Raw genomic sequence first — 26,848 nt, forward strand, 5'->3', positions numbered from 1 at the left:
CTCATCCATTTCCTTTCAGGAGACTATCCAGTTTTATCATCATTTTGCTCTTTAGCACTTTGTCCAATGCAAAAACTAATATCCGCGCGACAAAATAACTCCGATATGTATGATGCTTTGCCAGCGAATGTAGGATATACCGCTGCATAGGAAACTTTTTCTGCGCATAACCTGCCACCTGCATTGCATCCTCAAAATCATAGCAATAGATATTCTGTGCATAATATTGAGGGATATCGGAAAATGTTTCCCTGCGGTAAGGGCTGCACAGATTGAGTATGGCATCTACAAACACCTTGCAGTTGGTAACCTGACGGGTGTAATTTTTTATCTCCGGTGACGCATCTGTCAGTGCGACAGACGCACAGATATCATCTACCCACTTTCGCTGCTTTTGTCCCATATCGTCAATATATTTTCTGGCATGAGACTCCGATGCCATATTGATATACCAAAGATATCCTCTATACTTTACCGTACATACTTTTTTTGCGACGGATAACAGGTGAACGATCATGAGGAGATCATCTTCATAACTCACATATGCATGAAAACGTAAGTGATACTGCTCATAAAAAGATCTCCGTATCAGGGCTTTCCAAATACTCGGATGACGGTTTACACTACTCATTGCAACCGGTATATCATAGCCTTCAAAAATAACCGGATATAAAAGTTGCGTTCGGATCTCATCCTCTGTAAATGTCGCATCCTCAAAACTTTCAAATGGAACTACACTGCCATTGACCATCTGTCCTGTACTGCAAAAACACAGATCCGCCTTTTCTGCATCCAGACGATCTACCATCTGTTCATACATCTCCGGTTGCACCATATCATCTTGATCGCAGACACAGATGTACTCACCACCGGCTCTTTCTATCCCATAATTACGTGCATCGGGAATTCCGCCATTTTCCTTATAAAAAGTCTTTACCCTGGCATCTTCCTGACTCAGTTTCTGGCAGACCGCCAGACTATTATCCGGGCTTCCATCAACAACCGCTATGATCTCAAGATCCTGATATGTGCTATTTAAAATTGTATGAATCGTTTTTTCTATATACTTTGCCCCATTATAAACAGGGATCACTACACTAACCATATTCCACCTATATCAATGAAACCAGCCAACACAAGGCACCATCCAGATGCAATCTGATACTTCCCATAAATACTGCAACACCTATCTTGTTCATCAGGCTTGGTCCTTCCAATCCCCGGATCCTAAAATATGGATTGCTCTTTATATCCGGGAATTTTTCGTACATATCCCGTAAAACAAAGGCATGCATTTTCTTCATCAATGCCGGCTTTGCCCCACGTCCATAATGAAAGAGTGCATCCGTCATCGTGGACACATAGGCGTACTGTACCAGATAGCCTTGTTCTTGTTCCAACGACTCCATAGGATATCTGTCCAGCAAGCGGGCGAACATATCCGCAGCCACTCTCTCAAAATGTCTGTTATAACTCAATGCTCCCGTTGTAGACTTTGGATTATACAGATAATTGTATCCAAAATAATGAATAAATTTTGTCCTTGCCTTGCAGCAATAAAAAGACAGGGTAAAGAATATATCCTCACCTATACGTTGATCCGTAAAATCTATCCGGTGCTGTAATATAAAGTCTTTTCGGTACATCTTACAACAGGCTACCGTGTAGCACACGCGCGTAAATTCACTCTCTATAATATCGTGGTCTACCGTTTTATCCGGCATAATACGTTTAAAGCCGGCAACCACCACATCGTAGTCTTCCTCCTGCACCTCGCGCATAAAAGTTTCCAGATAATCCTGATCCAGATAATCATCACTATCAAGGAAAAAGATATACTCGCCCTTTGCCATAGCGATGGCACGCATCCGGCTCTGGCCCTGTCCAATATTTTCTTCATTGCAGATGTAATGCAGTTTTTCCGAGTATTTCTTCCCGTATTCTTCCAAAATACGCTGACTGTCATCCGGGCTTTGATCATTCACGCATATGATCTCATAATTGTCATAGGTCTGCTGTAAGGCACTGTCTAAACACTTTTCCAGATACGCCTGTGCATTATAAACAGGAATGATAATGGTTGCCATCGGCTTACGATCCATTATACTTTTCTCCTCTCGCATAAAACTTGTTGATCAAATGTGCGATCCCACTTGGCCAGAACTTCAAGAACATTTCCAGATCTTCTCCACCACGTTTATGCTCATTGATCAACTGCGAAGTCGTCGATTCTTCATGCAGTCTGTGCAACATCAGCGGCTCCGGAATGTATAAGAACTCACCGCGTTCCCGCGATATGCGCTCCCAGGTCTCCCAGTCCAGATTGCTTTTCAAGCCCACTTGAAATACCGGCATTTGCAAATTATCCATCGCATAAGTGACTGCCGGACAGCAAATAGAATTGCCCAATGACATACAACGCCGCCGGATAAACTTACTGCCGGAAAATTCTTTGATCCGCATTGGTAATAACATGGTCTTCTTTATGTTGATCAAGGGTGACGCCCATATTTTCTGACCATTTCGCAATTCGCCATATCCCGAAAAAGCGATCAAGGGACGCTCTGCCTGCTCCAACCGATCTATGATCTTCTCTGCATATGCCGGTTCATAAATATCATCCTGATGTGCGATCGTTACATATTTCGCATTGCACTGGGACATAGCAAAATTCCAATCCTGTGCAATTCCTCCCTCGCCCTCATTCACATATAAAGGGATCTTGTATTTTTCCGCCATCGTTTTGATATACTCACACGGTGTTGATGTCACCATCCTGATCGGCGATTGTATCGTCTGGTTTTTCAAAGACCGGATACATTCTTCTAAATACGGGCTTTCCTGATAGGCACAAATCACAAAATTATGTTTGTCCATTACTTTTCCTCATCCTCTTCCTGATGCGTTCGAATCGCAATTTCCCCGGCTAATGTCGTGCACTTGTCCTCAAGCATGGAAACACGGAGTGCCAAAGAAAAAATGCACAATAACAAAATAGCGATAAAGATCAAAAATACCATATTGGCTGCGGAGTCAATACCTAAGATGCCCGCGATCCACATCGGAACGCTCGGGAAAATCCCAAATATCGCGATCAAGAGTGCGATCAGCATCCATACCAGAGCATCTTTCATTTGAATACGCGACTTGCGGATAGACTTCACAACGAACAGGAGCATTGCAAGCGCGCCAATAAGCAATAAAATTCTAAGAGCAACTGACATTACAAGACCTCCTTTTTACGAACCCATTGCAATACGATAATATTCATTACAACTGTCGCCATATATTTGATGGAATTCCACAAATTGAGATAACTTGTACCAAACATACGCTCGTCCATCTCCACCTGGACTTCCTCTACCTTTGCCCCACATCCGATCAGGTATGCCAAAGTATCCGGTTCCGGTGTATATGCCACATCATATCCCACCAACTTGATCATGCGCTTATTGTACATACGAAGACCTGATGTCGGATCTGTGATCGTCTGATGCGTACGCATTCGGATTAAGGACGTGATCAGACGGCTTCCCATCATACGCGCACTGTGATCCTTTCTCTGCTCGCAAAAGCGCGAACCTATGACAATGTCTGCATCCGTTTCCTGCATTTTAGCCAGCATTTTGTCAACAGATTCCGGTCTATGCTGACCATCGCCGTCAAACTGCACGACATAATCGTATCCTTTCGCATTCGCATAGCGGACACCACACCGAAAGGCTCCTGCGAGTCCGGTATTGACCGGAAGATCCAGATAATTGTAACCTCTGTTATACAAGATCTTACGCGTATCATCACGACTGCCGTCATTGATAACCACATAGTCAAACTGCGGATAATTCTCTATTAAATTGTCCACGACACGTTCAATATTCTCTGCCTCGTTATAGGCAGGAATAATCAGCAATGTGCTGTTCATCTTTAACACTTGTCTCCTTTTCCACACTTCTTACTTTACTAATAAAGAGCAACACTTAATGTATTCAAATTCCATATCATTGGCAGGCTCATCAATAGCACAAGTGCAACCATCCAATTTTCTTTCTTGCCTGTAATCCGTACCTTATCTGGGGCGATTGCATACAATAACGGGGCCAATAATGGATAGGCATATCTGGACTGCACGCCCAAAATGGTATCACTTCCTACTTCTGTAAATGCCAGATACATCGCCGTTGCCGCCAATGCATAAGCCCCGATTGCACCAACGATCACCGCAATACGTGCTCCTACTGTCATTTTATGTTCTTCGTCTCGATCCAAAAAGGCTGCCATAACGAGAATCACCAATGAAATCCCCCAGCATTTGCCCTGACCGACATAATAGAAGAATTGCAATTTTGTCCCCAGAACAGATGCAGAAAAATACTCAAAGCCAAAAATAAACAGTAACTTAATATACCGCAATGGATCCGACATAATATAACTGATCTGTGCGCTGGTACTGATCACACCCTCGCCTCGCGTATCTGCATATGCCTGCGAATTCGTAACAATCGGTGCCAGCAAGGCTGCACATATGCCCAAAACTACCACGATCGCACATACGCGGATCACAGCCTTCTGCCGCTTATTTAAACGCTCTTTGGGCAAGAACAATAGCGGAAACAGCAATGGAAAATAGACAATCTTTGGCAATATTCCTATGATGATCGTAACAATAATATCCGCCAACTGCCTTGTGGTGATCGGCTCATCGTTTTCATACAAAGCAAGGTATTTTGCAAATCCCAGCAAAGTCCATCCTACGATCCAATAATCGTAGTTATAGGCGCTCGCCAAAAAGACCATGGATGGAATCATGCCAACCGCCGCAAATACTGCCTTTCCCCTTCTTACCCTTCGCATTGCCGCCCCGACTAAGAGAGCATAGCATAGGCAGGTAAACCATTTGCCCATCATAAAGGTATATGCATAAGGTAAGCCCAGGGCTCGTCCCAGCATAATTCCGCACGCCGGAACAATATAAGCAATGTGATAGTAGGATAATCTGGTGACACCGTATGGAATCACTTCGCCCTTCTTATAAGAGTCGTTGAGGCTTTTCAGATACGCTCCTGACGATGCCTCATCATAATATAAATGCCCCTGCACGTTTCCCACATATTCGCGTAAGGTCTGCTCTTCTGCCTCATAAATACTTCCGGTAAAAAAGCCGATCACTTCCGTCGTACGGCGATAATGGGTCTCATCGTCCGGTACAGTTCCAGGAATACGCGGTGTCACGAAAATGGAACAAGTCCCCATGATCATAATCGCCAAAAAAACCAAGAGATCAGCACGTGCATAAGCAATACGATGCATCGCAAAACAAATAAGAAGCGTGCCATATATGGCAAGCGCGATCAAATAGCGGTGGTTATTCATTGCCGCCCCTGACATATGGCATATAGCATAAGTGAGCGGATATAGAAGAATGGCGCCAAGCAAGGTACCCACCATTCCCCAAAGAACCGTCTTTTTATTCTGCCGCACCTTGGATCCTAATGCGCAAAAGCGACCTATCACATGTGTAAGCCACCGGTTCAGACCTGTTATCCTGATCATCAAAACCGGCACCAAGACCACAAGAACTACCAAACCTACATATAATGCGATGCGACGCTTGACGAACATATTCTCAGGAAAATAAAACGCCCGATAGCACAGTATCGCCATAACCACCATGCTTACTAATGCAACACAGTAGTTTCTTTTTGTCTCTTTCATTCCGAAACTCCATTTCTGATTTCTTACTGTGTCTCATTATAACAAAAGCCGTCTCATAATACAATGAGACGCTTTTGCCACGTTAACCCCAATTTTTCTCACTCTCCCATGACTACCTTGCAATCTTTTTTGTAGCAGGCAATCCCATAATTGTTCAGACCAGTAAACACACTTTCCTTAGATATTCGCAAACACCCTGTCAGTATAATAAAAGCCACTCTCTCGAATTTCTGCGAAATTCTCAATGTGTTGTTTACCACTATTCTGTATTTGCAATTGATGTGGCAGTCTGTCACTTCTTGCCTTTCCAGATTCTCGTCAGCCATCCTTCATATCCCGGATTCACCAAAGTACCACTAACATTTTTATACACCGCATCGTCTCTACCGATTGCCTTATTATCTCTTGCGATTTCACAGAAATGATGTGCCGCATCTTTGCCTTCAAAGCCTTTTATCTTCCGGAAATATGCCACTTGTGTAGCATTATCATAACTTGTCACATAATCCATCAGTGCCACCGTTTGTTTGGCATCAGCGTACATAGCAATGTCCTCTTCATCCAGGAACTCATACTCCTTTTGTTCTACCAGACGATGCAGAAACTCTTGATTTTCCCGCATATAGATCTTAGTTTGTGACCAACCGTCCCTTGTGTGAAAGATTTCAACATAAACCTTCCAGAGAAGTTCCAGTTTATCCCTCTCCATTGTAAACTGTTTCTCACGCATCGTTTTCGACACCACATACAATTTATAGTATCTGTTATTCCAAAGCCGACTGATAATGACATTGCTATAAATATAAACTGTATTCAGTTTCACAATATTAGTCAAAGTATAACCCGGAATCTGATGCAGGCAGTTGACATATTCCACATATAATTTTCTTAGATTTTCATTCTGATTCAGATCCTGCCATAGATTTTTCTCAATATATTCTATCGGTGTTTCCGTGAAATGCAAAAACTGTACTTTTTCCTCTGCATTATCCTCCATCTCAAAGATCTCATATAACTTCCGGTTCATCGCTTTTCGTCGATCCCGCCTCATTTTCTTATATGCTACCTTCTCCAGATGCAATTGATAAAACATTTCATGTGCGATCTCTGCCGTTTGTCCCACAATAAACTGCATAATATCATAGGCGATTGCAGGATTTCTATATTTGGCATTAAAGTACTCTGACACATATTTTGCCTGTACTTCCGTTAAGATGCGGTTTTGTAACAGTTTCAATGCATCTGCCATATCATCAACTAATGCCAGTTCATCCTTATCCGGCATTGCATATGGGGCTTCATATAAGAAAATATATTTTTCCAACAGTTCAGGCTCACACAGGACTTCTTTTCGGATGCGCATAAAAACAGTGTTGGCATGCGCCTGTATCCACTCTGCATTCCACTGTATCGTGCCATAGACATTTTGATCCTCGTAATCTATTTTTGCATCCTCTTGCAGCAAATAATTGCAGACATATTCCAAATAAAATCCATTCTCATATAAAAGTTGACATAAACGTTCGGATAGTCCGTTCACCCACAGGTAATCCCGCAAAAGCAGCAACTGCGTTTTTCCCAATTCCTTCACTTGTTCCATGCAGGATACATAATCTGCAATTCCCAATTTTCCCGATGCAATCTGCTGTTTATACACAGCAACCATCTGCTCGGGTATGCAGCCAAAACATTGACATGCTTGAGCAAGTGCTTCAAACCACTGCTCTATTCCCTGACGCGCAATCACCTGCTGATAAAATTCTATATATTCCGGTTTCCAATCTTTCTGCTTTATGATTCTCCTATGTATGCTTTCCGGGCTTTCGTCATCCTGATCCAGTGCATCTAAATTAGTGACCGCAAAAACATCCGAAATGTTATCTATCGCCTCCACTTCTTCCTTACTCCAGAATGGATTATCTCCCACGAAAAGGCAACGGTACAATCTCACTTTGTCCGGGATCGTCTGACACATTCTTTTGCGGATCGTCCACAATATATTCTTATCCTCAACGTTTTCATTTAACTGGTTAGATATTTCATAGATCAAGCCATCCCGGTCATAATCACCTTTTCTTGGTCTGATACATTTTTCAATCGTCTCACATGCTCGTGCTTCATTCTGCTCGTCAAAGTGTAGTGATGCTATCATTTCATAGATCTTATCCTTTGCATTTTCACACAAAAGAACAAACAATTTGTCATAATCCAGTATAAATGAAGGTATTCGAACACCTAGAGAACCGACTTTTTTATAGGCATCCTGTATAACTTTCTCAGAAGCCCGCTCCAGATATTCCTCATATTCTTCGCTGTTCTTGGGTGCTTCCTGATAAACAATGCTGTTATATACGCGCATCTCTGCCAGTGAAAACAATATACTGTTTGCAGGATAGTTATAGAAGTATAGCCGATAGTTTGCATCAACCAATTTGCTCTTTATGAGTTTTTCTATTTCATATTTAAAACGCTCGCTGAACTGCTCCCATTGTTCTGGCTGATTTTCTTCTTCCATTACTTCCATGCCACGCATACCGTATTGTGAAACCAACACATCTAAGGTATTATCTTCTAGCAGATAGAAATCGTTCTCATATTCTCTTCTCAAATAGGTAGCAACTGCACATTTTTCAAAGGTGATCACCTCATCACCTGCACGCCCTGGAAATCTATTCAGAAGACTTTCATACAAAGTCAGGGATTCATTGAGCCGGCTCTTAATTTCCCGGATATCAATATTCCGCCCATGCATCATCCAATCCATACCAGGGGTTTCAATCTCCGCCTGCAGATCTAATGAGGCTAACCAGTCCTTCTTTTCAGACAATAAACCTTTTAGGATTGTATCGTAATTCTCTATATTAATTTTTTGGAGATTTATCACATAATCAAAGATCTTCTTGTACTCCGGAATCTGCTCCTCTCTGCCATCTACCAACATGACCTCCGGTTTGATACACACAACAAAGGTAATCTTGTGCCTGCCACCATCCGTAAGATAGTACTTTCTCAATTCGCGTAAGAACTGTAGTACACTTTGCTTGTCATCAATGCGATCCAAATCCTCGATCACAACAATATAATGTTGTCTTCCTCTATGATTCAACACTTCCTGCTTGAACAGATCAATCAAAATGTTCTCATCCAGCGTCCGCTTTCCTTCCGATTTTGTTGAACTAAAAATAATTTCAGAATCTGTAACTGCCAATACGAAGCACGCTAAAGAAACGATAAACACTACAATAGTCAGCATAAAGAAAGTCTCATTCTTTAACTGCCAAAATGCCTGTATATACTTTTGAAATTTATATAGAAGCCCAGATAAAAAGAAGCCAACAAGAGAACACATTGCCAAAAATGACCACATTGCGTTCTTCCCGTTGACTGCCCATATGCCAAAATCCTTGCTTAATCTACGGCTGATATAATGACTTTTTCTTCTATCGTGCGGATTGATCCTGCTGACCAATTGATAAATAAATGCCTTATGCAATTCTGTTGGCATAACTTCTTTTTCATGTCCCCAATCTCCCTGTTTATCTGCAGGGATCTCCTCCTGTTGCGCATAAGTCCCCCACATATTGATACTGAGTACCTTTTTCCCAAATCCGAAACAGGCACACAGCGGATGCTCCACACGTTTTTTATACAGGGATATCAAACTGGATTTCCCTGTACCAAAATCAGATGTCACGGCAACGATTCTTGCATCTGCATCCACCGCCGCATCCAACTTATCCACATATGTAGATATACCGATCCAGTCCTCGTCTTCGTTCTGGATCGGGCGATTCAGATAGATAGTGTTATTGCTATTTTTCTTCTGTTTCCCCATGCGTAGGCTCCTTCTGATCTCCATCAATTATTCGCTTCAAAACATCAGTACATCACCCGATTATACTCCACCAACTCCATCTTTCCGTGTGTAACCTTTATTACGGTCACACCCAAGTTAGTTATTTCCTGACCTTCCAATTCCGGGAATTGCTTTTCCAGCCAAAACTGCATCGAGGAATGTGCCACAACCAAGACATTCTCCCCGGGATTGATATCGTCTATGATCTGCTGCATTCCTTTATCAAAACGCTGATAGAAATGATACTTGGTTTCCGCGTGGATTGGAGAAACATAATCCGCATCGTCTACCGAGCCAAACGCATCCGGGAAGATGTCTAATTGTTTTTTCTCCATAAACTCCTGCTTGGTATATCCTTCTGCATCTCCCCAAGAAATATCGTCCAAGGCTTCCATCTGTTGCCGGTCTACATTTTCCTGCCCTGCCCCCTCCAACAGATAACTAGCCGTATCAATGGTTCTCCCCAAGGTGCTGGTATAAACTTTTCCAAAGGAAACATCTGATAAAGCCTGTCCCACTGCCTTGGCTTGGTCAACAGCCTCCTGTGTCAGCTCCGCATTTCCTTCTCCACCCATAAGCAACCCCTGCTCGTTTGCATAGGTTCTCCCATGGCGTACCATATAAATATAACTTGGTCGCTGCAACATGCCAAAGAGTGACACGGCAATCCCCAACACGCAGACCGCTCCTACCAGTCCGATCCAGAATTTCTTTTTCAATCTATTCTCCTCAAATATCCCTTTAGTGTACCAGTTCCAGACACAATGGTATGATACCCCATAGCACAAAAGACAACATGCCTGCACCGACGATCAATGTCTGCGAAACAAGATATGTCTTTTTACTCCATACATGGCTATCTGACAAAATATAAACCTCACCTAAAATACAAGGCAACATGTATCTTCCCTGTGCCTGATAATCCTGCGTCCACATCTGGTATACGGTTCCTACACACAAGAAAGAGATTGTTACCACGATGGCGACAATGTGTTTTCTTTCTTTGCAGGCTCTCCATGTCGATACTATATTCACAATATATAAAACCAACATGATATACACATAGATATTTGCGCTATACAAAGACATCCAACCATAGCGTCCCACGAAAGAGTTAAACATGGTCGGGAACAATCCATCATCAATTGCCGTCAAAGTCTGCAAATAAGTGTAGCCCTGCTGCTTCAAGGATTGCATTTCGACGATTTCCTGTGACTGATGTTTTAGGTGTTCTGCTCGATACAAATAGCCCTTTCCCTCCGGATATCTCCACAGGTCAATTCCCGCTCGTATCGCATAAAAGCCAAAGACCATTCCCAAAATCATCATATACTTTAAGAATAACTGCTTCTTGTTCTCCGCATCCCACAATTTAAACAATAAAACCACAAAGGCAAACAGAAGGATGATCAGATAATTTTTCTTTCCCATTAAGGTTTGCGCACAGAGGAAGGCATACAAAAACATCCCGCCAAATTGTCTCCACGAAAAACCTTCTTTCCACACACCGGCGATCAGACCGTCTTCGCGAATGGCTTCTGTCACAACAAAAAATCCGATAAAAATATCCCAGGCATCCGACGTGGCATAGGAAAACAGATACCATAACTGCGGCGTTGCAAACAAGAATGCAAACATCCATTTGTCTTTGCGCCCTTTTATAAGAATCCAGGCAACCAAAAGAACCAGCAGCAACACATTAAACATCCGATAGTAGGCTGAAATATGAAAAATATTTTTACCAATCCATCCAAACTTCCCGGCTAAAATATAATAAAAACTCCGTTCCGCCAATCGGATTGTGCCATAATTGGAATAAGCATTTTGTAGAGATATATCATCAAAATCCGGTAATCCCCAATGGGTCAGATAGTAGTCAATACTACCTCTCGTCTCATCTTCATCCGGATGTCCATAGGTGATGCTAAATAAGGACATGACAAAAACAGCAATAACAATAGCAATGCTAAGCCAAGAAAAGAGTTTATAGACACGGTCACTCTTTTCTGGCTTTAACCAAATCTCCAGACCTGCCAATAAGAAAAGACTAACAATAAATAGTGCCAACAGACCTATTTTACACCAGCGGTCAGATTGTAAACGTGCCATAAAATCAGGTGCATTATTCTGATCCAACACCAGATAAGGATCACCCGAGGTCGGTGTGATCCAGACATGATCGTCCTCTACCTGTAGGCTACAATTCTGCCAGAGGGCACTTCTTGCCAAATCTGCCCCAGAGATTGTATAAGTCGCAAACATCCCACTGCGCACCTGGATCCTTGCAATGCCAATCTCTTCATCGCTGGCTGAAAAATCCACGCGCACGCTCTGCAATCCTTGTCCTTCATTTTTGTAAGGGAACACCGCTAAACGTTTGAATACAGAATAAAAGGAGGATTTTTCCTCGCTGTAACCACTCCCGGTGTCCCAAAAGGTCTGCGCCATCTCACCCTGATAACTGCTACTATTGTTGCCATAATAATAGACTTCCAATTGGTTTGAAAAATCCATGCACTTTAGAAAGCCAGCAAAAATAAGAATCAGCATAAGCAAAATGCATATGTTTTTTGCCAATATTCGGTTTTGTATTTTCTTATCTGTTACATTACATGCATCCATATCATGAAATCGTCTCCTATATTGACATTGTCTATCGGCTGATCAACGTTCCAGCCCGCCGGCAGGTACATATATTGTAAAGCGGTATCAACGTATACGCACCATCGATCACAACTAAATTCTTATCTGCGATCAAGCCTTCATCATAACGGCAGAAAGCAGAATAGGATTTCAAATACTCATTCAAGCAAACAGCATGCCACGGTTGTCCTAATCCTTCCACTGTCCGTGTCAAATCTTCGTTGATATTTTCCTTATTTGTTACTGTTATAATACTGCTTCCCATACCCTGATATAAAACGATTGTTCCCAGTACCAGATAGATCAAGGCGCTGCGTCTTTCTTCCTTGGTCGCCTGCATATCATTGCCATTCATCAATGCGCATATTCCCACCGGTAATAAAATCAGGAAATGAACCATGGATGTACTGCAAGATGCTAAAATAAACATAATGAGATAGCCTAAACCTGTGACAATAACGGTTGCTGCCAACATGACCTTCTCTCTATCCATATGTGAAAAAAAGAGCAACAACCACAATACGAACATCCCATAGAACATACTGACCTGAATCAAACTCACCGGAACGGTTCGCATAAAACGCAAAATATTCTTTCCTGACAGATCATGCCCCGCTTGGGTCAACTCTTCCAATTTTTCAAAGGCGCTCCATTCAGAAGTAATATAATGACCATCTACCAGTATATTATATTGATATTCCTGTAATTCTAATTTTTCCCCCAGATCTGCCCGATAGGTCGGTGCTCTAAACATTCCCACCTGTTCCACAGCACTTCTGTACTGGTTTACCTGCGCCCAATCATCCGTTTTCTGATATTCCCTATAGTCCAGTGCCTGCAAAATGACAAGCAGAACCAATGCACTGACAAATGGCATCCATAATTCTTTGCCCAGTTCTTTATCAATTTTCACCTTTCTAACAAGCATATACAGAATAATATATACGATCGTCAGGCTTCCGCTTAATAACAAGGCTTTCCAACTGATTAAGCCTGCCAACAATAATGCCACCCCAATATAAAAATGCTGCAGCCAGCGTTTCTGAGTAAATTCTCCTACAAGTATTCCCCAGCACACATATAAAGCACTCACACTTAATATTGCAGCCGTTTTCATGTAACTTGGGCAAATATAACATTCATACCCTATAAACAAAGCAAAGATCAGAAAGGTCAGGTTTGCAATTCGTGAAAAATTCCTTTTCAAAAATAGTTGCCCTATTTTCCAGAGTGCCATGAATGTCAGCACATACTGAAATACGGTATACCAATTTACACCTGTCATAAACTCGCAAAGCAACTTCAAGAAACGCCCCACATATATATTGCTAAATACGATCATTCCCGTAGACCAAGCCCCACTAATATTAAATAGTTGTGCCTGCATCATCACATCCATATCATATTCATAATGTGGTGCCCCAATCAATAACACGACAACAAGGGCAAGCACATTTAGTAACAATGATCTTGCCTGCGGCTTGCTGTATAATTGTTTTGCTTTATTTATTATTAACTCTTTTTTCATAATATTTCTCACAATATCCCGTATCGTGTTATTCAACACGTACTATTTCCGATTTTATAGAACTACAGTCTTGATGTAATAAACCTGATTATGATATTTATAGTAATAATTTACAGTCATACCATTTATATAGTCTGCATCTAAAAGGTATTTTGAGTATCTATATTTTGAATTTTTATCATATTCATCGTTTGTATACTGCGTCATCTGATATATCCGGCTTGTCCCATCAGCATATTGTATCTCTGCATATCCTTCGCCCAAATAGGAATTTTCTCCTTGTAAGTATGCCTCTAACACCAGTTTACAGGTCTGATTGTTTATCTCATATGACTCCTTACTTTTCAATTCTTCTGAGTTATAAATCATATTCTCGATATTTAAATCAAATTGGTCTGTCCTAATTTTATAAACTGCCCGTCCATCTATTTTTTTTACCAAACAAGCGTATGCCCCCATATTATAATGCCTTTGTATGTATGCTACTGTTGCATCTATCATATTTTCTCCAACAATATACACTTGTTCATTATCTATACATTGCTCATACGGATTTACAATAGAAAAATTGTTCATTGCTTCCGCATCCCACGGAATATAGGTTGTCGTTCCTCCCATCGCCATCGTATGCTTTTTCTTTGCTAATTTTCCTGAACGATACCATATGTCGTTTATGATTTCATCTTTTGATCCATTAACCAAGTTGCAATATAAATGTTCATCATCCTCCATCATCCCTGCGGAATAATCACTGTCTTCATTGTCATATTGAATATATTCATACGAATTCGCGATATAAGTTGTAATAAGCACACTGCAGATTGTTATGAGACCAATACATTTCTCTTTTGAACAATTTCCACAATTTTTTATAATCACCCAAAGATTGACACATACTATTGCAAATGCAACTGATATATCCACCCTCTGTTGCAAGTAGCGATTCAAAATAGCATAAAGATACCACTGGATGAGAATAAAATTTAATATTTGTGCTCCCAGAAAATACTTTTCTTTTCCTTTAATAAAGGCCAGCATCAAAAAAGAAATTAGGAACAATGGCATCCATCCATATTTGGTATATCCTGTAGTAAGTACTCGGACAAAATCTTTTTTGTCTACCATTTGCTCTTTGGTATCCTGCTGCAAAGCAACCAACTTACTTATAGATTCCACATTGAAGATCTGCGGGTCTGCAAAATTCCAGTTACTATAGTATTGCACATCCTCCTTTTGCATGCCTAACTGCTTATATACCTCTTGATTTTCTTCATAGTCAGGAAATCCATGATCCAACAACTGCCCTCGCACAGAATTATATTCTGTATAATCTTGCCATTCCGGAGTTGAATAACTATGAGTGTCTATCTGCTTTAATCCCCAAAACAAAAAAAGTGCTGTTATACCCAAACAACAAGCGCCAATAATTTTTTTGATATTTTTTTGTGTCAGCAGATAAATGAAACATATACAGATCAAAGGTAGCATCGCCCAAATAATCATAAAAAAACATGATCTTCTATACATAATGCCCATAGTCAATTGCATGAATGCAACTGCAATCTCTATTATGTTGATTTCATTGCTCATCAGGTTATCCACAACCAGTAAAATTCCCGCTACCAAAAGTATGCCAGCTACTTTTGTAAATTGTAGTTGTGTATAGAAAAAGTAGGAAAAACCTGCACCAACAAAAAGAACTATGATTTTTTTAATGACGTTCTTATTTATGTTTCGTAATAATACATACTCGATAAAAACATTGGCAAAAAAAATGCTCACGACTTCTAAAAGTGGATACCACGGAATTACCGCAGATATGTTCCATAAAAATTTCAACAAATAACCTATAACAATATTGATATAAATTAAATGTTCCTCTCCCATATTAGCAATGGTTGCCATTGACAAATCATCATTTGTTTCATATCGAATCTGAAGACACAAGAGGATAATACTTAGAAAGCAGACATTATATAGTAACGACACAATGAGATTTTTTCTATTTTCTTCTGGGCAATTCTTTCTTCCTTGTTTCTCCCAAACAGAATTATTGATGGTGAAACCACTTGCTATTATCTTTCTATTTAAACATTTTCCCATATACTTAAGACCTTTTTATTGCACTGCACCGATTTGTCAATACACCTGCATATCTTTGATAAAAGTTTTATCGTCCCACATCATATATCTCTGTAATCAGTTTTTCCCATATACCAGCCTCATTTAAAAAGTGTTCAATAATATCTCGTACTGCACCTTCCCCACCTTTAACAGGGCTAACATAATCCGCTATATTTTTAATCTCCTGGCAACTATTACATGGACAAGCAATAAATCCACACAATTGCATTGGTGCCAGATCATTTAAATCATCCCCTATATATCCAATATTTTCTCCGTTAAGATGATGTTTTTCTATAAATTCTGTTAGAAACTCCTTTTTGTTTCTAACATTCTGATACAGATAATCAACCTTCAACTCCTCCATTCGCCGCTGGGTTGCCGCACACTCTCTCCCCGTCAAAACCATTATTTCTATTCCCGATTTTTTGCTGCAAAAAATCCAGCTGCATCCTTGGTGCAGAACTTTTTCAGTTCATTTCCGTTTTGATCATAATAAATCCCCGCATCAGTCATCGTTCCATCAACATCTATGACTAATAATTGGATTTTTCCTCCTTTACTCATAAAGCGACCTCGTTATAAAATTAACTTTCATTCCAATTCGGTGAATGGCATTGTGTACTGCCACGTTATAATTTCCTGATCTCTCTGCTGTACTTCTCAAAGATGTCTTGTAGTAATTGCGTTCTCCTTCTACATAGCCATCTGCTCCCGCTACGGCAATTTCTGATACTCCTATATCCTTTAACAATTTGATTAACATAACCATACTATTACATCCTTGATCAAACGAACTCGAAAGGACATTATAATTTAATTTAATCGCCTTTTTATCCGTTTCAATATTAGATGTTATGATAAGGTTTGCCGCAGTATCTGCTGCCTGTGAAAAACGTTTTGAATTACTAAAGAAAATATAATCCGCTTCAAAATCTTCCGGCACAAAGTTGACTGCTATCGTTACCACTTGTTCCTTTGCAATATAATCGCTTATATAATTCTTTTCAGAACGAATAGAACTTCCCGGTGCCAATACCAAAATCTTTTTTTCCCTCAAAATATGCTGTAAATATTGGAAATCCTCTTTATCATCAATTACTTGATTTTTATATTCATTATATTTTAACTCAGCATACTCTTCATCAAATGCGGTTGCCTTACTTCTATCATAGCCAGCAAGAATGTGATCCATATCTCTATGCGTCAAGTCTCCCTTTTGTAAGTAGTATTCTGCATAATTACGATGAACATTAAATCTCGCTGACAAAAAATAGGCCGGTGTATAGCCCCACTCTGTCTTACCTTTTATCGGTGCAATATACTCTTGTATGGCATCTAGTAAAAAGTCAATATCATATACCTTATCCATATACTCATTACAATAATCTGCAATCAGTTCTATCGGCAGATTTCCCGGTATTCTTCCCATCCCCATCAAACTTCCATCAATGGCAACCGGTCTTGCCAAATGCTTATCAACAAATTTTTGCGCCAAACTACAACTAAGTGCCATATTTTCATGTAAATGAAGTGCTACACGAATATTTTTGTTCAGATTATTATCGACCAAACTTACTATTCTATCTAAGTCTCTTCTTTTCATGCTTCCAAACGTATCAACGATTGAAAACTGATAAGGCTGGATTTTATTAACCTGTTCAATAATCCATAATATCTTTTCATCTGTATATCCCATAATATTAATTGGATTGATTGACAGTTTATACCCCTTGTCTTTGACCGTTTGTGCAAATCCCATGCCTTCTACGATATCATAATCATGAGCCGTCACACGAATCATTTCAATTCCCGTTCCAGAATATTCACTCAGTTTATTAATGTCGTAATTACTTTGCATCGCCATGGCTGTATATACAGTATTACCCGGATTTTTAGGCAACAGCCTATTTAATTCTTCAATAGTATTGCACACTGTAACATCTTCATCATAATTGTCCACATTTCGTAAGAAGCCAACCTCCACGAAGTCCATCTTCGCCTTTGTCAAAAAACGAATGATTGCCCTTGCCTGATGATATCCCCAGTGCCAATCATTAATATACCCTCCATCCCGGAGCGTACAATCTAATAACTTTAAATCATTATGCATCATATGCTTCTCTCTCACTAATTATTGTTCTAACTAATTCCAAATCTTTCGGGGTGTCTACTGATACAGTTTTATATGTTGATTGTATTGCCTTTACTGTGATTCCATTTTCTACAAACCGCATCAGATCATTTTCTTCTGCAATTTCCAAAACCGATTTGGCAGTTTCGTCATAAAATTGTAATGCTTTCTTTGAAAAAAGTTGTATACCAGTCACTTTTTCATAATCAAAATCTAATGTTCCCTTTGGATATGGGATTGGACTACGAGAGATCATTAAAACTTCTCGCTTAGCATTTGTAACACATTTTTGGTTACTAAAATCAATGACTTCAGATGGTTTATCAATTATGTTAGTCAATACCGCCACATAATACTCCTTTAACTTCTCAGGAATAATTAATGAGAAACTTTCATAATTGATCAATGGCTCATCCCCCATCAACATCAAATATAGATCCGCATCAATCATCGTTGATACTTCATATAAACGTGATGTCGGTGTATCATGATCATTTCTCGTCATGACTACATTGATATGCCACTTTTCGCATTCTTTATATATCCTCTCGTCATCTGTAGCAACAACAACGTCGTAAAGATCCTTACTCTTGATGGCAGCCTGATATACCCACCAAATCATTGGTTTTCCGCAAATATCAGCCAATGGTTTCCCCGGCATTCTTCCTGATGCATATCGTGCCGGAATTACTCCTAATACTTTCATATTTATCCTCCTTACCTCTATAAATTAATGACCTCATAGAAATTTTGTGCAAACGTCTCTCCAAATTCCACTACTTCGTTATCAGTAAGTGGTTTATAATTTGAATTGCTACTCAAACTGTCCTCATATAACCCTGCAAACGTAATAATCTTGCATTTCAAATTATACGCTTTCATATACATGATAATCGCACTTGGCGTTACCATTAAAATATCTTTCCCCTTCAAATACGATAATAATGCCTCCGCCGGGATTGCATTATCAATTTCCTGCACATTGATCTTTTCTGAGAATTCATATTTGCCGCACTCGCGTGGATGCTTCTTTAAGATAATATTGCTATATTTCTTGTTAATATAATCCTCTAATTTTTTTTGATATTTGTCCGTCTCCGGCACATAATCTTCTAATGGTCGGGTAAATAACACAGCATCAGCCGCATCTAAATCATAATTTTCAAGCGCCGGATACATCCTTCTTAAGATTTCTTGAAACAGTTCCCAATCTGTTCCCTGTTCTGCATATAATTGCCGCATTTCTTTATATTTTCTATATTTCATTTTATCTGGCTGGCTGCAATATTTAGTGCAGAACCTATCTGCATCAAAAGCAAACCATCCCGGACTACAATATCCCATCCTAGCCAAAATGAAGCCCTGCCACATATATGTCGAAAATAATTTTGTTTTAGGTATCCATCTAGGACGGATGCTATAGTCATTTATACCATCTTCCAATATAACGACTTCCTTCTCCTCGCCCAGTACAACACACGCCCCAGATATGATGCCCACATCTGCAATGACAACAATTTCATCATATTCCGACAAATCCACGTATTGGTTTAGCATTTTTTTACAAAAATCCTTTTGTTTTCCCAATATACAATTCACAAACATCTGAGCAACGATTACACATTTTTTCTTTGCTTCCATGACCGAAAAATCATTATCGCTCCGATAAACATGTTCAAAGATTCCAGTGTCTTCACAGAATGAATGCATATATTCCCCTCTTCCTCCATTGGGTAAACTTAATGCATCCCACTTTTTCTGTTTTCCATGATTACAATAATACCACACAAATTGATATAAATTATGCGGGTCATATATTACCGCCAAGCCCTTACTCATTTTATGCCTCTCTATTGCCCAAAAAACTTTTCCACTCTCTTTTGTAGCGCAACATATATATTACGAACATAACAAATAATACGATTAAAACAACATAACGTCCCAGTATATGATTTACCAACAATGAATAAATCGTTGCAATAACAATCAAGTACGCTATAAAACTAGCAAAAAATCTGTTCGCATACAATCTTTTTGCCTGCATATTTGCAATCATTTTCGTTATAGCAAAAATCACTCCATATGCAACAACGGTTGTATAACATGCCGCCACTGCACCAAATCGCGGGATTAACAGTACATTTAATATAATATTAATGATCGCCCCACCCAACACACTTGCTGACAACCATAGATTTTTTTTATAAAATAACAATATTTCTGTGTAAAATCGATACAGCACCATCATACAGGCGCTTAATACAAACGGAACAATATATTCATATTTCCAATAGTCTCTCGGGGCAATGATTCTTACTATTTCTGGTCCTGCCAAAATCAAGACACTTGCCAGAATAGCAATTATGACCAAATACCATTTTTGCAAAATGTACGTCTCAGATGTATCTTTCTTGTCTAATTTTCTAAATATCCATGCCTGACGCACTGGTGCTACCGCTTGGTCAACAGCCATCAAAGCGTACCCCAAATAGTAAATAACCGAATAAACCGCCGTTTCCTCTGCACCACAAAGATTGGTAATCATTACCTTATCACATTGTTGCATCAACATATATGATATTGACATGATAATTGTGGGCAATGCAATTCCTAAAGCATACTTCCAATAATCTAGGACTATAAGTTTGCCTTCACACTTCATGATTTCGATATATGCTATGGCTGCTATTACTCCAACGCCCAACACACTTCCAATAATCCTTGCTTCATATGACATATCAGGAAACACTAAAACAAAAATTAAGGCTACTAAAAATTGCAATGCATACGGTAATGCCAAAAGCCATTTTTTAGTCTTATAGTCGTTTTCCATATTGGCAGAATACATCCGATAATTAATCAGGAAAAAACCATAAGAATGCAACGCCCCCATGATGACCGTAAAACTTGAGAATTGGTGCGTTACTGCACAGCCAACTATCAAGGCGATCAGCAACATAATAACCATAATAATGGTAGATAAAATCAATACCGATTTTCGAAATTCCTTAATTTCATTCTTTTTATCTATATACGCATTATTTAAGGCATAGAAAAGGTTTGCTCCTATCAGCACCGTAAAAATTGAAACATATGCATAATAGGTACTGTAATTCCCGTAATCAGCCTGACTCATCAAGCGAGTAAAAACAATAATCCCCAGAAATGTCATGCCTTGACCAATAACAGTCGCTATAAAATACACCACAGATGCCTTTACGAATGGATTGATCTTTTTTTCTCTCAATATCTAAACCTTTCTATTACTTCAAACACTGTATTAGTCGATGTATCGACTCGAAAAATACTCTCTAAACGTATATGGGTTATCCTCTAAATCCTCTGGCAATTTTTCAGCAATATCGCACAGTTTCTTATAATCCATATCTCGTTGATCCACCTCACTATATGCTAAAATAAGTCGCAGTGGGTCTACATTCTTCTCATTACAACACTTGTAAATATCCTTAATATAACTGGAATGAAAGCCTGCGTATCCACAAATCAAATCCAGCGGATTTTGTACCTTGCCATCCGTAATATCTCGCAGTGAAACATAACCATATTCCAATAAGCGCGGGATATCTACGTCAAGATCATATCCTTTTTTCTTCAATGCCATTATCGTCATTTCTGTAGATGCATTTCCCAAACTCCGTCCCAGTCCCTGCATAGACGTATCGATCATATCGAATCCAAGATCTGCACAATATATACTATTTGAGACAGCAAGCCCTAAATTATTATGCCCGTGAAATCCCAATTTCACATTTGTTAATTTTCTTGTTTCCTCATAATAGCGTCTCAATTCATCCGGCAGCATACTGCCCGCCGAATCTACGATATACACACATTCAGCCCCTTGCTCGTGTGCCCACAATGCATTTTTTGCAAATTCTTCCGGCGATACAATATATGTCTTCATATAATTGACCATTATTATCAAGCCCAGGTTTTTTGCATGCTTGATAAATTCGCCTGCTTGTTCCGGCATATTTGCATTAACACCGATACGTACGAAATCGCACCCACCTTGCCTTGCCATATCCAAATCTTCCAGACGCGCTATACCCGGAATACAGAAAAATCCTATTTTTGATTGTCCTACAACTGACTTTGCTGCTTTTAAATACTCTTCATCCGAATGCAAAGCATAGCCATGTTCCTGAGAACTTGCATTCAGTCCCTGTCCATGCCCTATTTCTATATATTCAATATTTAATTTTTCTAATCTTGAACAAATATGCTCAACATCTTTACACGTAAATCGAAAATCAACTGCATAACTGCCATCGCGGATTGTTGTATCAAGTATTTTCATAATTTCTAAATTAATGACTCCACTACAGAAATAATATAGCGGATATCCTCCTCATCATATCTTTGATCTACAGGAAGAAATATTGTATTCTTCGTCAGATCATACTCCCATGTTTCTTTATATTTTTCATCGCCGCATTGATCCCATAAAGTTGGCACAAAAATTTTATTCTCAATCAATTCCTTTTTTATGTTTTTTCCTATGTTTAATGGATAAATATAGGGTATACTCTCTGGCTCAACGGAAATACGATTGATTTTTCTAAATCTCTCCTCATATACCTGTGCATTCATTCGCCGTCGTTGCTTTACACTTTCATAATCAATACTCTGCATGATTGCATCCGCCAAAAGAGACATTCCTTCATATCGTTCTGCAATATATTGATCCATCTTCTTTTTTCCCTGATAACAGGCATTGGTTCCTTCTTCCAGACAAGTCAATAAATATCCCGCTTGCTTGGCATTACACACAAGGCGTGGCTGACTAGCAATAACAGCGTTTGTTATAAGATAAGCCCCATCCGGAACACCAAAAAACTTTCTACATGAATATATATAATTGCCTCCTACATTGGGTTTGTGATAAAAGGAATGACAATTATCAACAATATAATGCTGCTCTGGATGCTCACTGATATACTTATCTACCTTGGTATCCATTACTCCAAAATAATCAACAATGTAAATCCAGTCTTCTTCCTCGGCTCGTTCTATGATCGGAAGTAGATTATCATCTATTGAGTAATACTCAACCTCCAAGTCATGCCTTTCAATTTCCCTACATACATTTGGGCATAAGTAAAAAGGAACGAATATTTTCTGTATATGTTCCTTTTCTATCAATATATCGATTCCTACTTTTGCCGAGTTATATTTCAGCAAATTATATTTATCTTCCGAATAATACGCTTGTCCTTGTTTTAATTCTAATGGTTGAAATCCACCATATGAACTATGCTTTCTTTTCACCATCTACTTCCTCTTCGAAATTAATCTTATCTCTGATAACATATTGTGGTGCCTGATTAAGCGCTATATATGTCTGCCCTATATACTCGCCAAATATTCCCAGCATGACAAACAAAATACCAAATAGTATTAAAATCACAGCCATCATTGAACTATAACCAGCACTTATCGCCGGATCAATTACTTTGCGAACAATCGTCACTATGCCGCAAATCAGCCCCATAAATCCTACAAATAAACCCAAAAACATCGTAACTCGTAATGGTTTCGCCGAAAAAGTTGTAAAGCCATTTAAGAAAAGTTCTACCATCTTTTTTAGGTTATATCCTGATTTGCCTCGAAGGCGTTCATTTTTCTTCACATCAACATTGCATACATTTCTTGTACTTCTCAGGATTAAACCGCCCAAATAAGGATGTGAGTTAGGATACTTGCACATCTCATCAACTACAAATCTCTTTACCAGCCAAAAGGTTGTTAAAACAACCCCCTTCGGTTTATCAATAAGCCAGGATTGCATACTTTCATTCATGAACGTTCCAAATTTTCTGAACCAAGAACGCTTTTCATGTTCAATAAACCTTGCTTCGACCGCATCATATCCTTCATCAATTTTTTCAAACAAACGCGGTAATTCTGAAAATGGCGTCTGCCCATCATCATCACCGCACACCACGTAGTCACCTTTAGCGTGATTTAATGCTGCCATTACAGCCGACGGTTGTCCAAAATTGCGTGCAAGATTGATGCCTTTAACATGTGTATTTCCAGTAGCAATCTCACATATTTTTTGGTAGGTTGTCCCATTCGGCGAGCAATCATTTACCAGAATAATCTCATATTCATATTGTGATAATTTCTGGCACATAACATCTTCTATTTGAGATACAACATCCTCTAAGGTATTTGTAGAATTGTAACACGGGATCACAAAACTCACTAATTCTCTTTTCACCCTTTTTGCTCCTCAAAAGTCACATATACATTATTCAAAATGTCTTGTGCTAATTTCTGTGCTTCATCATAGGAATCTGCCCCTACAATGAAATGCCCCGGTCTCAATCGTCCATACTTTGGATTCTCTAATCGATCTCCTTCATGGATCTCCAACTGATAATCAAGGACGTTCGCATGTTGTGCTAAATATTCTTTCCCATGTACTTTCTGTACAATTCCCTCTCCAAAATCAAAGAAACGCATAACAACACATCGCTGTTCTGGCAAATGTAACTGATCCAGTGCCTTCTGATCAACACTCTGTCCCAATGCTTCTTTTATCAGATACTCATAATTATCAACGCCTGACATATATGGTACGATTTTCCCTGAAAGGTTGCTTCCGCCTCCCCTTGCGCCAGCCTCTATCAAATAAAACTTACCTTTATAAAATTTGTATTCTGAATGAGTCAATCCCATCGGCAGACCAGTGCTTTCAACCAGTGCCTTATTCGTGTTCCGTAATAATTCATAATCATATACCGGATGACTATATGTATATGTCTGTACTTTAGAAACATTAGGATTTTCTTTATACATTTCCTTTATTGAAATACATAAAGGATAATGTGTTCCATTCACTACAAGTCCATCAATGGTAAACTCATCTCCGCCAATATATTCCTCAGCAAGAATTTCTTTTCGTCGATTTGAATATGACATTGTATCATCAAATTTATCTCTCAATTTTTTTTCGTCTGTAATTGTATAGACACCTCGACTAGATTGGCTATCAATTGGCTTTATGATAATTTTCTTGTGTTTGTTCAGCATTTCTAATGCATCATCCAGCGTTTTACAAATTTTAAAATCCGGCACTGGCAGACCTGCTTCTTTGCATCTCTGACGCATCAGTGTTTTATCTGTAAAAATATCTGCCTTGTCTGTACCGATGCCTTGTAAGCCCATTTTTTCATTTACATAAGCAACGGTTGGTACTGCTATATCACTCTGATCAGAGATCACCGCATCCGGCTGATATTTCTGCGCAATTTGAAGATTTTTTTCCTTATCTAACACATTTGCCACTTCACATGCATCCGCATAAGGAAAGGCTGGTGAATCCTCGTATAAATTAGAGCAAATAACATAATGCCCCATCTGTTTTGCCTTTTTGATAAGTTCAATTTGCCAATCTCCACCGGCTATAACCATAATTTTACTCATATAATTCCTCTCAGTTCTGATAAAATGCAGATATTAACTCAATCACTTTATCTATTTCATTCTCTTTCAAGCCATAATACATTGGTAACCTCATAAGTCTTTCACTTTCCTTGGTCGTGTACTTATCTTGTCCCACAAATTGACCAAACTTTCTGCCTGCCGGTGCACTGTGCAGCGGAATATAATGGAACACTGCTCCAACGCCATGGTTTTTTAAATACTCGATCAGTTTTGTTCTCTCTTCCAAGTCCTTCGCCTTAATATAAAACATATGTGCATTATGTATACATTCCTCCGGAACATATGGTAACTCAATATATCCCGCCTCTGCCAACGGCTTCAGCATTTCATAATACTGATTCCAACTGTTCATGCGATCATCATAAATTTCCTGCGCCTTCTCCAACTGCGCCCAGAGATATGCTGCATTGAGTTCACTTGGCAGATAAGACGAGCCTGCATCTACCCATGTATATTTATCAATCTGTCCACGGAAGAACTTGCTTCGGTTCGTTCCTTTTTCACGGACAATTTCTGCTCGGTCTATATAATCTGGATTTTTGATTAATAAAAGTCCACCTTCACCCATGCTATAATTCTTTGTTTCATGGAAACTATAACATCCAAAATCACCAATCGTCCCAAGAGCTTTCCCTTTATATGTACTCATGACACCTTGCGCTGCATCTTCTATAACCAACAAATTATGTCTACGCGCGATATCCATGATCGTATCCATCTCACAGGAAACTCCCGCATAATGAACCGGCACAATTGCCCTTGTCTTTTTGGTAATCGCATCCTCGATCAATTTTTCATCTATATTCATTGTATCCGGTCGGATATCTACAAATTTCACTCTAGCGCCACGCAAAACAAAGGCGTCTGCTGTCGATACAAAAGTATACGACGGCATGATGACTTCATCCCCCGGCTGAATATCTGCCAGAATCGCTGCCATCTCCGTCGCATGTGTACAAGAAGTCGTCAGTAACGCCTTTTCTGTTCCTGTAGTATCTTCAAACCACTTTGCACATCTTTTGCAAAAAGGTCCATCACCGCATATTTTATGATTGCCAATCGCCTCGGCAATATATTTTTCTTCGTCTCCCACATGAGGCGGTACATTAAAATTAATCATAATTTTCTCTCTTTCAGGGTAAACTGACCTCATTGAAAACCAATAAGGTCATATCTACTATACTATTATTGTCGTATTTTGTCTAGTTTGAAAAAATCAGCTAACAATGGAGTTTCCATGATGTCTGATTTCCCTTTTCTAATGTAATATTCACAAAAAATAAGGAGTGCCATATCATTATGGACACACCCTATAAAAACTATCGCTTTTCAATTGTGCTTATATTATAGCATTCTCTTTCAAATTATCAACAAT

General features: G+C 39.2%; 22 protein-coding genes. All 22 read right to left on the reverse strand.

Annotated elements, in window-relative coordinates; genetic code table 11:
- Nucleotide 1 precedes the first annotated feature (1 nt).
- Nucleotides 2-1,105, reverse strand: a complete 1,104-nt coding sequence (locus tag DW996_RS08035) for a glycosyltransferase family A protein (protein WP_118535380.1) — start codon at nucleotides 1,103-1,105, stop codon at nucleotides 2-4.
- A 7-nt stretch (nucleotides 1,106-1,112) separates the two neighbouring features.
- Complete coding sequence (locus DW996_RS08040) at nucleotides 1,113-2,102, reverse strand: glycosyltransferase family 2 protein (protein WP_158575278.1); 990 nt, start codon at nucleotides 2,100-2,102, stop codon at nucleotides 1,113-1,115.
- On the reverse strand, nucleotides 2,092-2,877 hold the full coding sequence (locus tag DW996_RS08045) for a glycosyltransferase family 2 protein (RefSeq protein ID WP_118281590.1): 786 nt from the start codon (nucleotides 2,875-2,877) through the stop codon (nucleotides 2,092-2,094). Before DW996_RS08045 ends, DW996_RS08040 begins: the two co-directional genes overlap by 11 nt.
- A complete protein-coding gene (locus DW996_RS08050) occupies nucleotides 2,877-3,224 on the reverse strand; it encodes a DUF2304 domain-containing protein (protein ID WP_118281589.1) in 348 nt (115 codons plus the stop codon). Before DW996_RS08050 ends, DW996_RS08045 begins: the two co-directional genes overlap by 1 nt.
- Entirely contained in the window at nucleotides 3,224-3,922 is a 699-nt protein-coding gene (locus DW996_RS08055) for a glycosyltransferase family 2 protein (protein WP_118281588.1), read from the reverse strand. Before DW996_RS08055 ends, DW996_RS08050 begins: the two co-directional genes overlap by 1 nt.
- Before the next feature lie 38 nt (nucleotides 3,923-3,960).
- Nucleotides 3,961-5,712 (reverse strand): DUF2142 domain-containing protein, encoded by a 1,752-nt coding sequence (locus DW996_RS08060; protein ID WP_118281587.1) that lies wholly within the window; start codon nucleotides 5,710-5,712, stop codon nucleotides 3,961-3,963.
- A gap of 292 nt (nucleotides 5,713-6,004) precedes the next feature.
- The gene (locus DW996_RS08065) at nucleotides 6,005-9,547 is read right to left on the reverse strand and encodes a YobI family P-loop NTPase (RefSeq protein WP_118281586.1); all 3,543 of its coding nucleotides are present in this window, start codon (nucleotides 9,545-9,547) and stop codon (nucleotides 6,005-6,007) included.
- A 44-nt stretch (nucleotides 9,548-9,591) separates the two neighbouring features.
- Nucleotides 9,592-10,287, reverse strand: a complete 696-nt coding sequence (locus DW996_RS08070; RefSeq protein WP_118281585.1) for a histidine phosphatase family protein — start codon at nucleotides 10,285-10,287, stop codon at nucleotides 9,592-9,594.
- A gap of 22 nt (nucleotides 10,288-10,309) precedes the next feature.
- The gene (locus DW996_RS08075; RefSeq protein WP_158573049.1) at nucleotides 10,310-12,082 is read right to left on the reverse strand and encodes a DUF2142 domain-containing protein; all 1,773 of its coding nucleotides are present in this window, start codon (nucleotides 12,080-12,082) and stop codon (nucleotides 10,310-10,312) included.
- Between the two features lie 139 nt (nucleotides 12,083-12,221).
- A complete protein-coding gene (locus tag DW996_RS08080; RefSeq protein ID WP_118535382.1) occupies nucleotides 12,222-13,739 on the reverse strand; it encodes a hypothetical protein in 1,518 nt (505 codons plus the stop codon).
- Nucleotides 13,740-13,793: 54 nt separating this feature from the next.
- A complete protein-coding gene (locus DW996_RS08085) occupies nucleotides 13,794-15,842 on the reverse strand; it encodes a hypothetical protein (protein ID WP_118281582.1) in 2,049 nt (682 codons plus the stop codon).
- A 67-nt stretch (nucleotides 15,843-15,909) separates the two neighbouring features.
- On the reverse strand, nucleotides 15,910-16,272 hold the full coding sequence (locus tag DW996_RS08090) for a KdsC family phosphatase (RefSeq protein WP_243098719.1): 363 nt from the start codon (nucleotides 16,270-16,272) through the stop codon (nucleotides 15,910-15,912).
- 5 nt (nucleotides 16,273-16,277) lie between these two features.
- The gene (locus DW996_RS13360; RefSeq protein ID WP_243098720.1) at nucleotides 16,278-16,430 is read right to left on the reverse strand and encodes a hypothetical protein; all 153 of its coding nucleotides are present in this window, start codon (nucleotides 16,428-16,430) and stop codon (nucleotides 16,278-16,280) included.
- The gene (locus DW996_RS08095; RefSeq protein WP_243098721.1) at nucleotides 16,423-17,979 is read right to left on the reverse strand and encodes an aldolase catalytic domain-containing protein; all 1,557 of its coding nucleotides are present in this window, start codon (nucleotides 17,977-17,979) and stop codon (nucleotides 16,423-16,425) included. Before DW996_RS08095 ends, DW996_RS13360 begins: the two co-directional genes overlap by 8 nt.
- Nucleotides 17,969-18,703: a 3-deoxy-manno-octulosonate cytidylyltransferase gene (locus tag DW996_RS08100; protein ID WP_118535383.1), complete on the reverse strand. Its 735-nt coding sequence runs from the start codon at nucleotides 18,701-18,703 to the stop codon at nucleotides 17,969-17,971. The genes DW996_RS08095 and DW996_RS08100 overlap by 11 nt, the downstream gene beginning before the upstream one ends.
- 17 nt (nucleotides 18,704-18,720) lie before the next feature.
- Nucleotides 18,721-19,836, reverse strand: coding sequence for a polysialyltransferase family glycosyltransferase (locus tag DW996_RS08105; RefSeq protein ID WP_118535384.1), 1,116 nt, complete (start codon nucleotides 19,834-19,836; stop codon nucleotides 18,721-18,723).
- Nucleotide 19,837: 1 nt separating this feature from the next.
- Complete coding sequence (locus tag DW996_RS08110) at nucleotides 19,838-21,244, reverse strand: lipopolysaccharide biosynthesis protein (protein WP_118281578.1); 1,407 nt, start codon at nucleotides 21,242-21,244, stop codon at nucleotides 19,838-19,840.
- Between the two features lie 33 nt (nucleotides 21,245-21,277).
- Nucleotides 21,278-22,318, reverse strand: a complete 1,041-nt coding sequence (locus DW996_RS08115; RefSeq protein ID WP_118535385.1) for a 4-hydroxy-2-oxovalerate aldolase — start codon at nucleotides 22,316-22,318, stop codon at nucleotides 21,278-21,280.
- A gap of 5 nt (nucleotides 22,319-22,323) precedes the next feature.
- Nucleotides 22,324-23,292, reverse strand: a complete 969-nt coding sequence (locus DW996_RS08120; RefSeq protein ID WP_118535386.1) for a hypothetical protein — start codon at nucleotides 23,290-23,292, stop codon at nucleotides 22,324-22,326.
- Nucleotides 23,273-24,244, reverse strand: a complete 972-nt coding sequence (locus tag DW996_RS08125) for a glycosyltransferase family 2 protein (protein WP_243098722.1) — start codon at nucleotides 24,242-24,244, stop codon at nucleotides 23,273-23,275. The genes DW996_RS08120 and DW996_RS08125 overlap by 20 nt, the downstream gene beginning before the upstream one ends.
- Nucleotides 24,241-25,452 (reverse strand): ATP-grasp domain-containing protein, encoded by a 1,212-nt coding sequence (locus DW996_RS08130; protein WP_118535387.1) that lies wholly within the window; start codon nucleotides 25,450-25,452, stop codon nucleotides 24,241-24,243. The genes DW996_RS08125 and DW996_RS08130 overlap by 4 nt, the downstream gene beginning before the upstream one ends.
- A 10-nt stretch (nucleotides 25,453-25,462) precedes the next feature.
- Nucleotides 25,463-26,593 (reverse strand): dTDP-4-amino-4,6-dideoxygalactose transaminase, encoded by a 1,131-nt coding sequence (rffA, locus tag DW996_RS08135; protein ID WP_118535388.1) that lies wholly within the window; start codon nucleotides 26,591-26,593, stop codon nucleotides 25,463-25,465.
- Between the last annotated feature and the right edge of the window lie 255 nt (nucleotides 26,594-26,848).

Origin of the sequence: Roseburia sp. AM51-8, from assembly GCF_003478275.1 — a bacterium.
Taxonomy (GTDB): domain Bacteria; phylum Bacillota; class Clostridia; order Lachnospirales; family Lachnospiraceae; genus Pararoseburia; species Pararoseburia lenta.

Coding starts and splice junctions, on each gene's coding strand:
- DW996_RS08065 (WP_118281586.1), bottom strand. CDS start 9,547: ATGGGGAAACAGAAGAAAAATAGCAATAACACTATCTATCTGAATCGC.
- DW996_RS13360 (WP_243098720.1), bottom strand. CDS start 16,430: ATGAGTAAAGGAGGAAAAATCCAATTATTAGTCATAGATGTTGATGGA.
- DW996_RS08050 (WP_118281589.1), bottom strand. CDS start 3,224: ATGTCAGTTGCTCTTAGAATTTTATTGCTTATTGGCGCGCTTGCAATG.
- DW996_RS08105 (WP_118535384.1), bottom strand. CDS start 19,836: ATGAGTAAGGGCTTGGCGGTAATATATGACCCGCATAATTTATATCAA.
- DW996_RS08115 (WP_118535385.1), bottom strand. CDS start 22,318: ATGAAAATACTTGATACAACAATCCGCGATGGCAGTTATGCAGTTGAT.
- DW996_RS08045 (WP_118281590.1), bottom strand. CDS start 2,877: ATGGACAAACATAATTTTGTGATTTGTGCCTATCAGGAAAGCCCGTAT.
- DW996_RS08090 (WP_243098719.1), bottom strand. CDS start 16,272: ATGGTTTTGACGGGGAGAGAGTGTGCGGCAACCCAGCGGCGAATGGAG.
- rffA (WP_118535388.1), bottom strand. CDS start 26,593: ATGATTAATTTTAATGTACCGCCTCATGTGGGAGACGAAGAAAAATAT.
- DW996_RS08120 (WP_118535386.1), bottom strand. CDS start 23,292: ATGGTGAAAAGAAAGCATAGTTCATATGGTGGATTTCAACCATTAGAA.
- DW996_RS08095 (WP_243098721.1), bottom strand. CDS start 17,979: ATGATGCATAATGATTTAAAGTTATTAGATTGTACGCTCCGGGATGGA.
- DW996_RS08130 (WP_118535387.1), bottom strand. CDS start 25,452: ATGAGTAAAATTATGGTTATAGCCGGTGGAGATTGGCAAATTGAACTT.
- DW996_RS08085 (WP_118281582.1), bottom strand. CDS start 15,842: ATGGGAAAATGTTTAAATAGAAAGATAATAGCAAGTGGTTTCACCATC.
- DW996_RS08075 (WP_158573049.1), bottom strand. CDS start 12,082: ATGGATTTTTCAAACCAATTGGAAGTCTATTATTATGGCAACAATAGT.
- DW996_RS08055 (WP_118281588.1), bottom strand. CDS start 3,922: ATGAACAGCACATTGCTGATTATTCCTGCCTATAACGAGGCAGAGAAT.
- DW996_RS08100 (WP_118535383.1), bottom strand. CDS start 18,703: ATGAAAGTATTAGGAGTAATTCCGGCACGATATGCATCAGGAAGAATG.
- DW996_RS08060 (WP_118281587.1), bottom strand. CDS start 5,712: ATGAAAGAGACAAAAAGAAACTACTGTGTTGCATTAGTAAGCATGGTG.
- DW996_RS08035 (WP_118535380.1), bottom strand. CDS start 1,105: ATGGTTAGTGTAGTGATCCCTGTTTATAATGGGGCAAAGTATATAGAA.
- DW996_RS08080 (WP_118535382.1), bottom strand. CDS start 13,739: ATGAAAAAAGAGTTAATAATAAATAAAGCAAAACAATTATACAGCAAG.
- DW996_RS08040 (WP_158575278.1), bottom strand. CDS start 2,102: ATGGATCGTAAGCCGATGGCAACCATTATCATTCCTGTTTATAATGCA.